Source organism: Janthinobacterium goodfellowi (assembly GCF_051380695.1).
Classification (GTDB): domain Bacteria; phylum Pseudomonadota; class Gammaproteobacteria; order Burkholderiales; family Burkholderiaceae_D; genus Janthinobacterium.
In genome coordinates this window covers 705,528-720,018 of sequence record NZ_JBNYXN010000002.1, presented here as the reverse complement: position 1 = coordinate 720,018, position 14,491 = coordinate 705,528, and the positions used below count along the sequence as shown (strand labels likewise).

At 63.7% G+C, this 14,491-nt stretch carries 18 protein-coding genes; 4 read left to right on the top strand and 14 right to left on the bottom strand.

Annotated elements, in window-relative coordinates:
- Positions 1-57: 57 nt before the first annotated feature.
- The 11 genes from ACQ4WQ_RS11245 to ACQ4WQ_RS11195 form a co-directional block, all read right to left on the bottom strand.
- The gene (locus ACQ4WQ_RS11245) at positions 58-306 is read right to left on the bottom strand and encodes a DUF3297 family protein (RefSeq protein WP_436497039.1); all 249 of its coding nucleotides are present in this window, start codon (positions 304-306) and stop codon (positions 58-60) included.
- Between the two features lie 180 nt (positions 307-486).
- Entirely contained in the window at positions 487-831 is a 345-nt protein-coding gene (locus ACQ4WQ_RS11240; RefSeq protein WP_436497037.1) for a hypothetical protein, read from the bottom strand.
- Between the two features lie 197 nt (positions 832-1,028).
- Positions 1,029-1,430, bottom strand: coding sequence for a GFA family protein (locus ACQ4WQ_RS11235; protein ID WP_436497035.1), 402 nt, complete (start codon positions 1,428-1,430; stop codon positions 1,029-1,031).
- Between the two features lie 10 nt (positions 1,431-1,440).
- Positions 1,441-3,213: an ABC transporter ATP-binding protein gene (locus ACQ4WQ_RS11230; RefSeq protein ID WP_436497033.1), complete on the bottom strand. Its 1,773-nt coding sequence runs from the start codon at positions 3,211-3,213 to the stop codon at positions 1,441-1,443.
- Complete coding sequence (locus ACQ4WQ_RS11225; RefSeq protein ID WP_326457373.1) at positions 3,210-3,764, bottom strand: thioredoxin domain-containing protein; 555 nt, start codon at positions 3,762-3,764, stop codon at positions 3,210-3,212. The genes ACQ4WQ_RS11230 and ACQ4WQ_RS11225 overlap by 4 nt, the downstream gene beginning before the upstream one ends.
- Positions 3,764-4,273, bottom strand: a complete 510-nt coding sequence (locus ACQ4WQ_RS11220; protein WP_436497031.1) for a MauE/DoxX family redox-associated membrane protein — start codon at positions 4,271-4,273, stop codon at positions 3,764-3,766. Before ACQ4WQ_RS11220 ends, ACQ4WQ_RS11225 begins: the two co-directional genes overlap by 1 nt.
- Entirely contained in the window at positions 4,267-5,145 is an 879-nt protein-coding gene (locus ACQ4WQ_RS11215; RefSeq protein ID WP_436497029.1) for an SDH family Clp fold serine proteinase, read from the bottom strand. The genes ACQ4WQ_RS11220 and ACQ4WQ_RS11215 overlap by 7 nt, the downstream gene beginning before the upstream one ends.
- Positions 5,127-6,140, bottom strand: a complete 1,014-nt coding sequence (locus ACQ4WQ_RS11210) for an ATP-grasp domain-containing protein (protein ID WP_436497027.1) — start codon at positions 6,138-6,140, stop codon at positions 5,127-5,129. Before ACQ4WQ_RS11210 ends, ACQ4WQ_RS11215 begins: the two co-directional genes overlap by 19 nt.
- A gap of 67 nt (positions 6,141-6,207) precedes the next feature.
- Entirely contained in the window at positions 6,208-6,399 is a 192-nt protein-coding gene (locus tag ACQ4WQ_RS11205; RefSeq protein WP_326457369.1) for a hypothetical protein, read from the bottom strand.
- 140 nt (positions 6,400-6,539) lie between these two features.
- A complete protein-coding gene (locus tag ACQ4WQ_RS11200) occupies positions 6,540-6,728 on the bottom strand; it encodes a hypothetical protein (protein ID WP_326457368.1) in 189 nt (62 codons plus the stop codon).
- A 329-nt stretch (positions 6,729-7,057) separates the two neighbouring features.
- Positions 7,058-7,252: a hypothetical protein gene (locus ACQ4WQ_RS11195; protein WP_326457367.1), complete on the bottom strand. Its 195-nt coding sequence runs from the start codon at positions 7,250-7,252 to the stop codon at positions 7,058-7,060.
- A gap of 324 nt (positions 7,253-7,576) precedes the next feature.
- Here ACQ4WQ_RS11195 and ACQ4WQ_RS11190 point away from each other — a divergent pair, with 324 nt between their 5' ends.
- Positions 7,577-7,957, top strand: a complete 381-nt coding sequence (locus ACQ4WQ_RS11190) for a hypothetical protein (RefSeq protein WP_436497024.1) — start codon at positions 7,577-7,579, stop codon at positions 7,955-7,957.
- A 7-nt stretch (positions 7,958-7,964) separates the two neighbouring features.
- Entirely contained in the window at positions 7,965-8,306 is a 342-nt protein-coding gene (locus tag ACQ4WQ_RS11185; RefSeq protein WP_326457365.1) for an immunity protein Imm33 domain-containing protein, read from the top strand.
- A 24-nt stretch (positions 8,307-8,330) separates the two neighbouring features.
- Here the strand turns inward: ACQ4WQ_RS11185 and ACQ4WQ_RS11180 are convergent, their stop codons facing one another.
- The gene (locus tag ACQ4WQ_RS11180) at positions 8,331-9,512 is read right to left on the bottom strand and encodes a metallophosphoesterase family protein (protein WP_436497022.1); all 1,182 of its coding nucleotides are present in this window, start codon (positions 9,510-9,512) and stop codon (positions 8,331-8,333) included.
- Positions 9,513-9,714: 202 nt separating this feature from the next.
- On the opposite strand from ACQ4WQ_RS11180, the gene ACQ4WQ_RS11175 reads away from it, so the two are divergent.
- Positions 9,715-11,193, top strand: coding sequence for a serine hydrolase domain-containing protein (locus tag ACQ4WQ_RS11175; protein ID WP_436497020.1), 1,479 nt, complete (start codon positions 9,715-9,717; stop codon positions 11,191-11,193).
- On the opposite strand, the gene ACQ4WQ_RS11170 is transcribed toward ACQ4WQ_RS11175, so the two are convergent.
- A complete protein-coding gene (locus ACQ4WQ_RS11170; RefSeq protein ID WP_436497018.1) occupies positions 11,190-11,771 on the bottom strand; it encodes a type 1 glutamine amidotransferase family protein in 582 nt (193 codons plus the stop codon). The two genes, ACQ4WQ_RS11175 and ACQ4WQ_RS11170, sit on opposite strands and share 4 nt — an antisense overlap.
- Before the next feature lie 199 nt (positions 11,772-11,970).
- Here ACQ4WQ_RS11170 and ACQ4WQ_RS11165 point away from each other — a divergent pair, with 199 nt between their 5' ends.
- Complete coding sequence (locus ACQ4WQ_RS11165; protein ID WP_436497016.1) at positions 11,971-13,617, top strand: phosphoethanolamine transferase; 1,647 nt, start codon at positions 11,971-11,973, stop codon at positions 13,615-13,617.
- 79 nt (positions 13,618-13,696) lie between these two features.
- On the opposite strand, the gene ACQ4WQ_RS11160 is transcribed toward ACQ4WQ_RS11165, so the two are convergent.
- Positions 13,697-14,470 (bottom strand): ferredoxin--NADP reductase, encoded by a 774-nt coding sequence (locus ACQ4WQ_RS11160; protein WP_436497014.1) that lies wholly within the window; start codon positions 14,468-14,470, stop codon positions 13,697-13,699.
- Between the last annotated feature and the right edge of the window lie 21 nt (positions 14,471-14,491).

Genomic DNA, 14,491 nt, shown 5'->3' with positions numbered 1-14,491 from the left:
CGGCGGACGCAAAAAAGGCCGATGAAAATCGGCCTCGATGGAAGCGAACAGCTGTGCTTAGCGGTAAAACGCTTCGACTTTGCCCTTCAGCTTGATCTGCAGCGGACGGCCGCGGCGGTCGAGGGACTTGGTGGAAGCGACCTTGATCCAGCGTTCGCTGATGCAATATTCTTCCACGTCAAGACGTTCCTTGTCGTTGAAGCGGATGCCGACGTCGTTCTCGAACACGGCTGCAACGTGGTAAGGGCTGCTCGGGTCGATCGACAGGCGATCGGGCAATGGGGGGAAGGTAGTGGTATCGTTCATGGGAGTAATTATCGCCCAGAATGCCGATCCAGACAACGGCCTTTCGCGCGCCATTTGTGTGGCGGGAGGCAAAATGGCGCGGCGGCCGTAGCACACCCATGGACCGGCACGGCCATGCCGCACCGGTCCATGCTGCTACTAATGACCGGCTGAGTTGCCGGCAATCACACTGCCCGGGAATCAGGATTTGTCGTCATTTTTGTGGCTTTGACGTCCTGCTTCCACGTGCTGCTCATGCGTACCGCCGCGCATGCCGGAGCCGGAGCCCGATTGCTGGCTTCCGCTGCCGCTGCCGCTGCCGCTCTTGCCCGATTGCTGGCCCGACTGCTGAGAACCTTGCGAGCCCGATTGCTTGTCGCCGTCATTCTTGTGGCTTTGGCGGCCCGCTTCCACATGCTGCTCGTGCGTGCCGCCCTGGGTGCCGCCCGACGATTGGCGGCTGCCGGACTGCTTGTCCGACTGCTGGCTGCCCGACTGCTGTTTGCCCGATTGGCTGCCGGTCTTGTCGTTGCTGTTCGAAGTCATGATCATGTCCCCTAAGGTTAGTCTGCGTCATCATCCGGTCCAACATTGGCTCGGATGCTCTTGCCTGAGCTCCGGCGCCGTGCAGCACCGTTGCAGCGATTCTCGCTGCCCGCGTCGGGCTTAACCATAGGGACACTCCTTGTCGCCACGTAGGAAAACTCTGTGGTCGCTGACAACCATTTCTAGATTTGCATTGTTTACAGGTGCCGCGTTTCTTGCGGCGGCGTGTCCCAATCGTCATGCCAGCCATCGACAAAGGTGACGGGTGCCTGGGCCAGTTCGGCCACCGCTGCATCGTCGAGGCAGTTCACGCCGATGCCGATAAACGGGCCGCTGCGGGGCGAATCGCCGCGGCCAAACGGCCGTACGCCGCAGTGGCGGCAAAAATAGTGGCGTTCGCGGCCGGCGCCGAAGCGGTATTCGCGCAAATCCCCTTCACCGGCCAGCAGGCGAAAGGCCGCGGGCGGCACCTGGCTGGCCCAGCAGCGGATCTTCAGGCAATAGGAACAGTTGCAGCGCAGGCTGGGGGCCGCCAGGTCGATCTCGGCCGCGAAGCGCACGGCGCCGCAGTGGCAGCTGCCATGGTAGGTTTTTTTCATCTGGCCCACTTTACAGGGTGGCCGTACTGTCATGCAACTGCTGGAATTGCGACAGCTGCTGCTGCATCAGCCGCGCATACTGGCCGCCCGCGCGCAGCAGTTCGGCATGCGTGCCTTGCTGGCAGATCCTGCCATCCTGCATGACGATGATGCGGTCGGCCTTGACGATGGTGGAAAAGCGGTGGGCGATGATGATGGTGGTACGCCCTTGCATCAAGGTATCGAGCGCCCGCTGCACCAGCTGTTCGCTGGCCGCGTCGAGCGCGCTGGTGGCTTCGTCCAGAATCAGGATTTTCGGCGCGCGCAGAATGGCGCGGGCAATCGCGATGCGCTGCTTTTGTCCGCCGGACAGTTGCACGCCCCGTTCGCCCACCACAGTGTCGTAGCCGTCAGGAAACGCCACAATGAAGTCGTGCGCGTGCGCCAGGCGCGCCGCCGCCAGCATTTCGTCGCGCGTCACCTGGCGGTCCGGCACGGCAAAGGCGATATTGTCCGCGATGCTGCCGGAAAACAGCGCCGGTTCCTGTTCCACCACGGCCATCTGGCGCCGCAGCTGCGCCAGGCCCAGCACGCGCGCATCGATGCCGTCGAACAGCAGGCTGCCGGCCCCGGGCTGGTAATGGCCCAGCACCAGGCTGGCGATGGTGGACTTGCCCGCGCCCGAGGCGCCCACCAGCGCGATCTTTTCCCCGGCCCGGATGGACAGGCTGACGCCGTCGAGGGCTGTCGCCTGCATCCGTTCCGGGTAGGAAAAGCGCACGTCGCGCAGCGCGATATAGCCGGCCAGCGGCGGCTGCGGCGCCGCCTCGGGCATGGGACGGTGGCTGCGCAGGATCTCGAAGATGCGGTCGGTCGAGCCCATGGTGCGCATCCACGTGTTCCAGAATTCGCTGATGGAGCCGGCCGTGTCCGTCACCATGCTGGCATAGATGACGAAGGCCGTCAGCTGGCCCACCGTCAGCTGGCCCTGGCCGATCAGGTGGCCGCCGAAGCACAGGGTGGTCAGCAGGGCAACAAAGGCAAGCAAGCCTTGCGCGCCCTGGAACACGGCCAGCAGCCGCGTGCCGGCCAGCGACACCTCGAGCAGTTGCCGCATGGCTTGCGCATAGCGGGCCATGGCGCCGCCTTGCTGGTTGAAGGCCTGCACCAGGCGCGCATGGGCGAAATATTCCTGCGCCACCTTGCCGCTGGCGGCCAGGCTGGCGGAAATGGCCCGCGCGCGCAGCCGGTAATTGCTGCCAGACAGCTTGCCGAGATACAGGCTGATGGGAATGAACAGGGCCAGCGGCAGGCTCAGCATGGGCGACAGCTGCAGCAGCATGGCGATGCCGCCCAAAAACACGCACAGCGAGCGCAGGGCATTGGCCGCGCCGATGGTCAGGCTTTCATGCAGGGCCGACACGTCGGACGTGAGCCGGCTGTTCAGCTCGCCGCCATGGTGCTTGTCGAAGAAGGCGATGGGCTGGTTGATCACCACATCGAACAGGCGCCGGCGCACGCCCATGACGACCATGTGGCCGCTCGACTGCAGCAGGTAGAAGCGGGCGGCCGAGGCCAGCGCATACAGCACGCTGAAGGCCAGCATGGCGGCCGCCATGCCCGGCGTGATGCCGCGCCGCGTCAGTTCCGCCACGTGGTCGATGAAATACGCGATGGCTTGCGGAAAGGCCAGCTGGGCGCCCACGGTAAGGGCCATGCACAGCAGGCCGGCGGCGATGCGCCAGCGCACGGGGTACAGCAGACGCAGGCGTTCAAAATGCGGGCCGAAGTTGATGTTGCTCATGCGGCGCGCTCCTGCGACGGTTCGGCGTTCAATTGTCCGACGAGGGCCAGCCAGTCTTCGTCGCCGATCAGGCCGGCCGCTTCCACGAGTCCCTGGTCATTGACAAAGACGTAGGATGGCGAGCTCATTAGGGGATTGACGCGCCGGTAGTCGCGCAGCGTCAAGCGTGCCGTGACAGCCCGCAAGGCGTCGCCGGGCAGGAAGGCGCGCAGCCGGCGGGCCGGCTCTTCGCTGAGCAGCCACATGGCCAGGCCCGCGTCCCGCGCCAGCGGCAGCAGCCGTTCGATGCCGGCCAGCTTATCCGCGCATTTCGGGCAGCGGCTGGCGAGGAACAGCAGCACGGCGGCCTGGCCGCCGGTGCCCGGCTGAAAACGCGCGCCGCCCGTCAGCGCGCGCGCTTGCACGGCGGGCAGGGGCTCGCCCGGCGCCAGCGCCGTGGGGGCCAGCCTTTCGCGGCGGCTGGCGCGCAGCACGGCCAGGCTGAGCCAGATATTGCCGGCGATGGCGAACGCCAGCGCCGCCAGCACCAGTTGCAATGTGGTGGCATCCATCAGTCGGCCTTAGCCAGGGTGGCGATGTCGTGCAGGGAAATGATGGCCACGCAGGCGATGGCGGCCAGGCCGGCTGCCAATACGGTGGTGGCGACGGGCAAGGCCGTTTCCTGCGCCAGCGCACAGTAGGCGCCGTTGATGCCGACCGCCAGCACGTTGCGCAGCAGGTCGTACTGCGAAACGGGCCGCGCCGCTTCGCCGAAGCAGTTGCAGCGCACCACGCTGTGCGTGAAGTAGCGCCAGGCCAGCACGGCGGTGAGGGTACTCAACAGCAATAGCGACAGCAGCATCGGCAGATGCGTGCCGCCGGCTAATATCCAGCCCGCCAGCAGCAGTTCGGTCATCACCAGGGCTGGCGCGGCCCAGGCAGCGGCGGCGGGCGGCAGGCCGAACGAGGTGGCCAGGTTGCCGCGGAAGGCAGCATGGCTGCGCAGCTTGCCTACGCCGGCCGCCAGCAGCAGCAAGGCGATGCAGCAGCGCGCGATATCAGACAGCAATGCCGTCAGCATGCTGTCCCCGTTTGCGTGGTCCACAGCGGCGCGAAGCCGCCCGGACGCTGGCGCCGCAGCTGCACGCCGTCGCGCGAGGCCAGCAGCGCATCGTTCCACGGTTCGTCGGGGGCGCTGCGCAAGGCGCCGCCTATGTGCGCCTGCAACTGGGTCGAGATGGCCCAGCCCAGCCGTTCAGCCTGGGCATCGCGCGTCATGTTCAGGCCCAGGCCGGCCAGCTCTTCGCGCGTCAAGGCATAGTTATGCGAGTGATAACCGGTCACCAATTGCGCGACGATGGCGCGCCGCGCCTCTTGTGTGGCATCGGGTAATTGCCAGGCCAGCAATTCTTCGCCGATCTGCGCCAGTTCCAGCGTAGTGCGGTAAAAGGCCGTCAGGGACGGGGGAAAGATGCTGCCGCATAACAGGGACAAGGATTGCTGGCGCGCTTCGCCGGCATCGACGCCGAACCATTGCTGCGCCATGTCGCCGAACACCTTGATGTCCAGGCTGGACATTGAGCCGCCGTCGGCGCCGTCGAGCTGCGGGTCGATGGGCGAGAACAGGGCCAGGTCGCCGGCGATGATTTCGTCGGCGCCCAGGGCCAGCAGGGTGGCGGCCGACTGGCAGTGGAAAGGCACGATAAAGCTCAGGTGGCGCGCATGCTGGCGCAGCAGCAGGGCGATGCGGCGCGCCGCGTTGACGATGCCGCCCCGTCCGTGCAGCACCACGTCGAGGCGCGCCACGGGGCCGATGCCCTGGCACAGTTCGTAGAGGGCGGGCAGCAGTTCCATGTCCAGGTGCGAGGCGGCCAGGACGATGGCGCGGCTGTCGCGCGCCTGCTCCAGTGCGCGCAGCTGCGCCGGCAGCACGGTCAGGTGTGGCTGTGGCATAGCGCTCCTTCGATCAGTTTGTCTGCCACGCTTTCCAGCAGGGGCAGGGCGGGCACCAGTTGTTGCACATATAAAAATTGCCCGACAGGATTGTTTTCCAAGAAAATATATTCCCCCTCGGGCGTGACGATCAGGTCCAGCGCGCCATACTCGAGACCATAGCTGTGCACGAAAGCGAGGCAGCGCTCGTGTATGTCGTCTGGCAAGGTGGCCGCTTCGTAGCGGATGGGCGCCGACATGTCGCGCGAATCGACGGTCGTGCGCGCATCGTCCTGCGAATACAGGCGGGCGGCAAACAGCTTCTGGCCTATCACGGTGATGCGCAGTTCGTATTGCTTGGCGATATATTCCTGGAACTGGCAGCTCAGTTCGCTGACGGCGTCCAGGCTGTCGAGCATGGCGTCGTCGACGACGGTGGTGCCGATGCCGCCGCTGACCCTGTCTGCATCCTCGACCGTTTCGGCCGCCAGGGTGGGCGTGGACATGCTCTTGAAAATGATGGGCCCGCCGACGGCTGCGCGGAAAGCGCGCACGTCATCGGGCACGTTGCTGATCAGGGTGGCGGGTACGCGAAAGCCCATGCGCGCGGCCCGTTCCAGCTGCTCGCCCTTCCATTGCGCGCCGCGCAGGGCGAGAGGATGGCTGAGCCAGTAGCAATCGAGCGTGTACAGCACGCTGAAGATGGCCTGTTCCGTTTCCAGCCGCGCGTAGGTGCGCTCCTGCTGGGTCAGGTCGGCGCTGGCATACGCGTATTCGGCTGCCTTGCGCAGCCAGACGGCGCCTACCTGGCGCAGATCCAGCCAGTCGCCGTCGGGCAGGCGGCGCAGCCGCGCGCTGGCCTGGCCGTCCAGCAGACGCTGGCATAGCTGGTAATCGCGGGGAAAGGCGTCGAGATCGATGCGCCATGGCGCATGGCCGCGGGCGGCGAGGATGGAGGCCACCAGGTCGGCGTGCAGGTCGCCACTATGGCTGACAATTAAAATCTGTTTATGCATTCAGGGCCCTGCGGCGAAAGAAAATAAAAAGCCTTGCCATGGCAAGGCTTTCAGCTGGCCTTTAGTATCAGCAAAACTCTCCGCCGTCACTGGAACCCATACGCGAATAGCGGTATTGCTCGTCGCTGTCGACGGCCGTGCAGCCGGCCACGGCGACGCCGTCGCGTACTTTCCAGGGCGCGGGACGGACAGGTTTTTCCTGTCCCTTCTTTTCCGCCAGCTTGAATGCGAACAGCTTGGTTTCTTTTTGCTTGTGCATGATTCTGTCCTATTGTGATGGGTTATATCCCGCGTATTCATTGCTGGCGCACGGAAGGCCGGGCTGCAATTGGCGCCAATTTGAATATATGGGATGGTATAAAAACTCCGCGCAGCGCTGTATTGATGGCGCGGCGAAGGTCAGCAATAGATGCCGGTATCGTTGGGCGCGAAGCGCGAACTATCACGCAGGTTGTAATCTTCAGGGTCGCCATAATAGGTGCAGCCTGCCGTGGCGATACCGTCGCGCACCTGCCATGGCTGCTTGTCTTCTTTTTTGACTTCTTTTTCCGCCAGTTTGAAAGCGAACAGCTTGGTTTGATTTTGCATCGTACTATCCTCTTGTAATGGTTAAGTACTGCTTTGTCATTTGCCGGTGATTCGGCTTTTAAATATTAAGTTTGAAAAAATAATGCGTCAACCAATGAATGATATATGGCTGAAATAGCCTGATATTAATATGTCGGGCAGGAAAAAGCGGCAGCACCGCTTGTTGGCCAGGCGAGGTGATGTGAATCGTGCGTATTCGCCTGATCGAATGCCACTGCACTCCGCGCAGGCATGCACTGCTGCGCACGCCCGGCAGACGAATCAAAAGGGATCCGGAAGGGAATTCAATATAACCCCGCCTGCGGCAAGGTTATGCCGCGATGCCGCGATCAGCAGTACTGGCCGCCGTCGTTCGGCTGGAAGCGCGAGGAATCGCGGTATTGGTCATGGGTGCCGACGGCCGTGCAGCCGGCCACGGCGACGCCGTCGCGCACTTTCCAGGCGGTGGCGGGCGCCGTTTGTTTTTCTACCTGTTTTTCAGCCAGTTTAAACGCGAACAATTTGGGTTGGTTCTGTTTTTGCATTGTACTATCCTCTTGTGATGGTTAAGTACTGCTTGCGCTGTATGCCATGGTATATGGCCATTCGATATTAGCGCCGGAATAAATAGGCGTCAACTTGAAATTGAATCGTACGGGCGCCGATATTCACGCAATACTCACCAAATATCACGCGGCCGTGTTTATTGTCGCCGCGCCATCGATAATAATGGCGGTGATTTAAATGCGCAGGGGGAGATATTATTGCGCCGCAGTATGGCGGGGCGTATGCGCTTGATATCGGCAAGCCGGACGCGCATGCGGCACATCACGCACTATAATGTCGCCTTTTCGCAAGGGAGGCAGGCCATGGCAGCAGCAGTGAGCGACAGCCAGCGGCGGCAGGCGCATGCGCTGGCCACCGCGTTCGTCGGTATCCTCGATTTACGCGATCCTGTTGCGCTGCAGCGCGAGTGGGCCATGCCGCCGGCGCTGGCCGGGGAAATCTGCGACATGGTGGACAGTTATTTTGCCGCGCAGCAGCGCCTGTCCCTGGCGCCGCTGGCGCAAGCCTTTGTGCCGGGCAAGGGCGGCCGTCCGCCCGTCGACGTGTACGCCACCGACGCCGGCCCGCTGGGTATGGAATGCCTGTTGCTGGCCGACGGCAAGCCGGGCGAAGCGATCCTGCACCTGGAAGTGGCGGGCCACGACGGCGCATTGCGGCTGATTTACAAATACATCGGATCCTGAGGACGCCATGAACGAGCTGATGAACGAACAGATCAACGAAGACCAGCAGCGCATCTGCGATAAATACGGCATGCCCGCGCAGGCGCCGGAAGCCATGGTGGCCCTGGCCATCGGCAGCCTCGAACAATCGCCCATCTACGGCACGCGCATCGCGCTGCCGGAAAACGGCACCATCAGCTGGTTCATCCATTGCGGCGAGCACAGCGACGCCCTGGACTTTTACCAGCCCCTGCATGCGGCGCACCTGCACGAGATGCTGCCGCAAGTGCTCGACTACCTGGCCTTGCCCAGCGGCGCGAAGTTCATCCTCGACCGCGAAGGCTACGAGGACGTGTGGCTGGAAGCCTGAGGCGGCGCGGTTGCCGTCGGGCAATCATGACAGCGTATTGGGCAGATAAGCCTTCTGCCTGAAATCGAAGCGGAAATGGTCGAGCAGGTGGCTGCCCTTGCTGAACGGTTCCTGGGGCCGCGGCACTTCGTAGTATTGGCCCTGCATGACGCCGTCGGAGAGTTCGACGCGCAGGAAGCCGTGATGGTCGTCCGAGTAGTTTTCCAGGGTGACGGCGTCGCCGCCGCTGTCATGGAAGACGGCGGGCGGAATCAGGCGCCGGCCATTGACCTTCATGATCTGGTGCAGATTGTGATAGCCGCCGGCGCCCGTGACGAGGAATAACGTCTTGCCGCCGTCCCCATTGGCCCGCGTCAGGCGCTGGTAGTTGTGGACGTGGCCGGCAAGGATGGCGTCCGGATGGCGGCCCGCTTCGGCGCACGCTTGCGCGACGAGGTCTTTCATGTAGGTGCTGCCGGAATGGTGGTCGTCGGCCGAGTAGATCGGATGGTGCAGGGCCAGCAGCAAGGGCAGGTCGCGCGGCAGGGTGGACAGTTCCGACACCAGCCACTCCTTCTGGGGCGTGCGGATCTCGCCGCCGGCGGGAACATTGCTGTAGAGGCCGACGATATTGGCTTGCGGCGTGAGCAGGGTCCAGTACACATTGGGCTGCACCATGGCCGTGCGGTGGGAATCGCCCGATTCCGGCATCTTGACGGACTGGGGCGCGCAAAAGTTGCGCACGAAGCCGTCGAGGGTCTGGTCCTCCGGCAGGTTTTCGCCGTCGTGGTTGCCGGGCACGGCAAACACGGGCGCCAGGTAGAATTCATAGGGCTGGTAAAACTGCTTGTAGTATTCGCTGACCTGGCCGTTGAAGTAGACGCAGTCGCCTGTGACGTACAGGAAGGCCGGCGGCTCGCTGGCATCGGCCTGGAAATCGTCCTCCATGCCTTTCGCCACCAGTTCCTGCGGCACCGCATATTCGATACCACCCATGTCGCCATTGAGGTGGAAGACGAGCTTCCTGTTCCGGACGATGGCCTCGTAGACAGCGGGCGCCACGACATCCTTCAGGTCGAGGCGGAACGGCGCGCTGCCTGTAGGCGGCGGCAGGTCGCGAAACGCCGTGTTGCGGGGCGGCGCCTGGTGCAGCGACGCCGGTCCCCCCGCATGGGGCCGCGCCAAGCCAAAGACATGGGCATTGCTGCCAGAGACAAGATCGGCCATGACGTGCTCCCGCGTGTGCCAGCTGGACCTTCAGTGTAGTCGCGCATGCGCAAAATCGCGGCCCGCGCGGTCCGGCAATTCGATCTGTATCAATAGGACGTGCGCCGGGATGAACAGATTTCTATCTGGCAATATTCTCGTTGACGTTGGTAAATGGATATGTGATCCTGCACGTCCGCTCCGTCCAGCAGAGAGAGTCATCTTGAATACACATTTCCCGTCGGTCTTGCTCATCCTGGCGCTCGGCGTCGCCCTTGCGCCGGACGCGCTGGCTGCCCCTGCCGTGCCCGCCAGCCGGCAGCAGGCCGGCCGCGCGGAGCGGGACATCGCCGCCTTCGTGCAGGATGAAATGCGCGAACGCCGGATACCGGGCCTGCAAATCGCAGTCATCCGGCATGGCAAGGTCGTGCTGAAGCGCAATTTCGGCCTGGCCAGCCTGCAATACCAGGTGCCCGTGACGGACGCCAGCCTGTTTTCCATCAATTCGGCCACCAAGGCGTTCACGGGCGTGGCCGTGATGCAACTGGTGCAAGAGGGCAAGATCGACCTGGCCGCGCCCATCGGCCAGTACCTGACGGGGCTGCCATCCGCCTGGCAAGCCGTGACGGTGACGCAATTACTCAACCATACCTCCGGCTTGCCCGACGTGCTGGACCAGCGCAGCGGCAAGTTGGTGGGGCCGCAGCCGGACGACGCCGACGCGGCGTGGCAAGCCGTGCAGGCGATGTCCGTGGAAGCGGCGCCAGGCGAGCGTTACCGCTACAACCAGACCAATTACGTGTTGCTGGCGCAATTGATCGAGCGCCAGAGCGGCCAGCCCTTTACCAGCTTCATCCGGCATCGGCAGTTTGACGTGGCGGGCATGCGGCACAGCGGCTTTGGCGATGCGAAGGACGTGGTCGTGGGCAAGGCCAGTTCCTACGTGCTGGACCGGGGCGGCAACGGTTACCGCAACGTGATCGAGGACTTTCCCGTCTTCATGCGCGCCGGGGCCGGCATCAACAGCAATGCGGGCGAACTGGCCAACTGGCTCATCGCGCTGCAGTCGGGACGCTTGCTGGCGCCCGCCACGGTGGCACGGCTGTGGCAGCCGACCAGCTTGAATGACGGCAAGCCGGCGCCGTGGGCGCTGGGCTGGCCCACCATCGGCCGCGATGGCCACCGCGCCGTGGCCGGCATCGGCGGCGGCCGCTCGGCCTTCTATGTGTATCCCGACGATGGCCTGGCCGTCATTATTCTCAGCAACCTGGCCGGCGGTCAGCCGGAACAGCTGATCGATACCGTCGCCGGCTTTTATGTTCCCGGCCTGCGCCAGCAGCGGGGCGGCGCATATGCCGCGCATTTATTGCGCAACAAGGCGGCCAGCACGGGCTTCGAAGGGCTGGAGCAGAAACTGGCAGTCATCCGGCGCCAGCATGGGCTGCCGGAACCCGCCGAAGACGACTTGAATGCCTGGGGCTACCGCCTGCTGGGCCGGCAGCAGCCGAAACAGGCAGTCGCCGTCTTTCAGCTGGGCGTGCAACTGTACCCGCAAGGGGCGAATGGCCACGACAGCCTGGCCGAAGCGTACGAGGCCGATGGCGCCACGGCGCTGGCCGTCACGCATTACCGCCGTTCGCTGGAGCTGAACCCGGGCAACACGCACGCCGTGGCGCGTTTGCGCGTGCTGGCCCCCGATTAGCGCGCCGCGGCGGCATGGCCGTGTTCGGCGCCGTGCATGGCCAGGTAGGCCGTCAAGTTGTCGTCGTGAATGCCCAGGGCGCGCAAGACTTCTGCTGTAAAAGTGACGGGTGCCGTGCCGGGTGCCGTGACGACGCGCTGGTCGGCCACGGCCCACGGCACGTCCTGGTACAGGGCGGCGCCCGCGTAGCCGGTATCGGTCAGGTTGTCCGCGCTGTTGGACGTATGGCGCACGGTGTCGAGCACGCCCGCCTGCGCCAGCACGCGCGTGCCGTCGCAAATGCCTGCCAGCACCACGCCCTTGTCGCGCGCCGCGCGCAGCAGCGGGCTCAGGTCGGGCGCCTTGCCGCTTTGCCAATGGCTGCCGCCGCACACCATCAGCAAGTCGAGTTCCTCGAGCACAATCTCTTCCAGCGCCAGTTGCGGCGTGACCAGCATGCCGCCGGACGAAGTGACGGGCAAGCCGCCCGGCGTGGCGAACTGCGTATAGAAGCCGTAGTACAGGCGCGCCGTGGAATTGAGCAGGGCGGTTTCCCAATCGGCAAAGTTCTCGGTCAGAATGGTGATGGCACGTGTCATGAAAAGTCCTGTCGCAGGTGGAGATATCAATAATACTGGCTAGCTGGCCAGCTGGTGCTGAAATCATAATAAAAAGCACTGACAATTTCTGTCAAGAGCGCACATGAAATGACGGTACAAGTTGCAAGCGACTACGCTACAATCGCTGGCCCGTCCGCGCGGGCTTGTCCTTGTTCAATGCTTACTCTCCATCGCCTCCATGCTGATTCTGTTTTGCCGTGTCCTGTTCAGCATTGCTGGCCTGTTGCTGTTCTTCCTCTTCGATCAGTTAAGCGCGAACGAATGCCTGAAATTGAGCGTCTTGCTGGCCGCCTTCCTGCTGGGTGTGGGCGGCGTGCTGCACGCGTGGCGCGGCAATGCCGGCGCCGGCGCGATCACCGTGCTGGTGCGCGTCGTCGTGCCCGTGTTTTACCTCGATGCCGCCATCAAGGGCTTTTTGCGTGGCTATTTTGGCATGCGGCCCAATCCCAATGCCGTTTTACAGGCCATGTTTGCGACAGATCAAGCGGAAACGGGAGAATTCTTCCTGCACAACAGCATCGCCCTGGCGCAATCGGCCGGCTGGTTCGTGCTCGTGACGGCGGCCGTGCTGCTGGCCGACCGCCAGCTGCTGCGCTGGCAGGGCGCGCGCGCCAGTAGCGCGCCGGGCCTGCCGCACAAAGCCTTTGCCGCCGGCATGGCCGTGTTTCTCGTGCTGCTGCACGTCAACACCACCATGCGGCGTGAAAATCCGGCCCTGTTCTGGCCGCTGCGCTACCAGCAGTACAGCGCGCAGCTGGAGGCGATGAAATCGATGCAGCATGCGCTGACGGCAGCCATGGCCGCGCCGCGCGACTGGAACGTGCGCTATGCGGGCGAGGAGGCGCGCACCGTCATCCTGGTGATCGGCGAGAGCACCAACCGCGCCTCGATGTCGCTGTACGGCTATTCGCGCGCCACCACGCCCCGGCTCGACGCCATGCGGGCTAAGCTGCTGGTATTCAATGACGTGATTTCGCCCGCGTCCAGCACCGTGGAATCGATGATGACCATGCTCACGCCGGCCGATATCGGCAACCCCGATGCGTGGATGGCCAAGCCGAATCTGCTGATGCTGGCCGAGGCTGCCGGCTACAAGACGTTCTGGGTCTCGAACCAGACGCGCAACGATGGCTGGATCGGGCTGCTGGCGGGCGAGGCGGACGAGAGCGACTTCATCAACTACGGCACTGGCCGCGGCGAAAACAATTTCGATGGCAACCTGTTCCAGCCATTCGCCCATGCGCTGCGCGACGCGGCGCCGAAAAAGCTCATCGTCGTGCACCTGCTGGGCGCGCATCCCAGCTATGACATGCGCTATCCCCGCCGCTTCGCCCATTTCGACCGGGCGCATGACGCCGTCAGCGCGCAGATGGCCAGCCAGGGCAGGTCCAGCTGGATACGCAACCAGCGCGACGAATACGACAACGCCATCCGCTATGGCGATTACGTGCTGGGCACCCTGATCGGCATGGCGGAGCAAGCCAAGACCGGCCGCGCCGCCTCCTTGCTGTTCGTTTCCGACCATGGGCAGGAAGTGGGCTACAGCCGCAATCACGCGGGCCATTCCGCCTCGGACAAGAGCGGCTATGAAATTCCCATGCTGATCTGGAATAACCGGCAGGCACCGCAATCGGCGGCCGCGCGCGCCGCGCTGGAAAGCCGGCCGTACCAGACGGACAAGCTCGACTCCACCGTGCTGGGCCTGCTGAAGATCGAAACGCGCTATTACGCGGCGCAGGACGATATCCTCAGCAGCGCCTTTACGCCCGTGCAGCGTTTCATGAACGGTTTGCAGTACCAGCGCGGTCCAGCGCTGGCCAGCTGAGCCGGCAATGAAAAGGCCCGGCGCCGCCGCGGGTAGCGGCGGGGCCGGGCCCCTGGATTTGCTGCGGATGTGCTCTCGATTACTTCTCGGCGAATGCGCGCTCGACAACGAAGTCGCCAGGCGTCGAGGTATTGCCTTCCTTGAAGCCACGCGCTTCCAGCATTTCTTTCAGGTCGCGCAGCATGTCCGAGCTGCCGCAGATCATGACGCGGTCTTCGGCAGGGTTCAGTGCCGGCACGCCCAGATCTTCGGCCAGCTTGCCATTCTCGATCAGTTCCGTGATGCGGCCCATGTTGCGGAAGTCTTCGCGCGTCACGGTCGGGTAGTAGCGCAGCTTGTCGCTGACCATTTCGCCCAGGAACTCATGCTGTGGCAGATGCTCTTCCAGCAGATCGCGGTAAGCCAGTTCGTCGACCTGGCGCACGCCGTGCACGAGGATCAGCTGGTCGAATCGTTCGTAGATGTCCGGATCGCGCACGATGCTGAGGAAAGGCGCCAGGCCCGTGCCCGTCGACAGCATGTACAAGCGCTTGCCTGGCAGCAGGTAGTCGGAGACCAGGGTGCCCGTCGGCTTGCGGCCGACGATGACGGTGTCGCCCACTTGCAAGTGTTGCAAACGCGACGTCAATGGGCCGCCCGGCACCTTGATGCTGAAAAATTCCAGGTGGTCTTCGTAATTGGCGCTGGCGATACTGTAGGCGCGCAGCAATGGCTTGCCATCGACGCGCAGGCCGATCATGGTGAAATGGCCATTCGAGAAACGCAGCGACGGGTCGCGCGTGGTGGTAAAGGAGAACAGGGTATCCGTCCAGTGGTGCACGCTTAAAACGCGCTCTTCATTCATCGAACTCATAGTATTTGTTGGCTGGTCAAA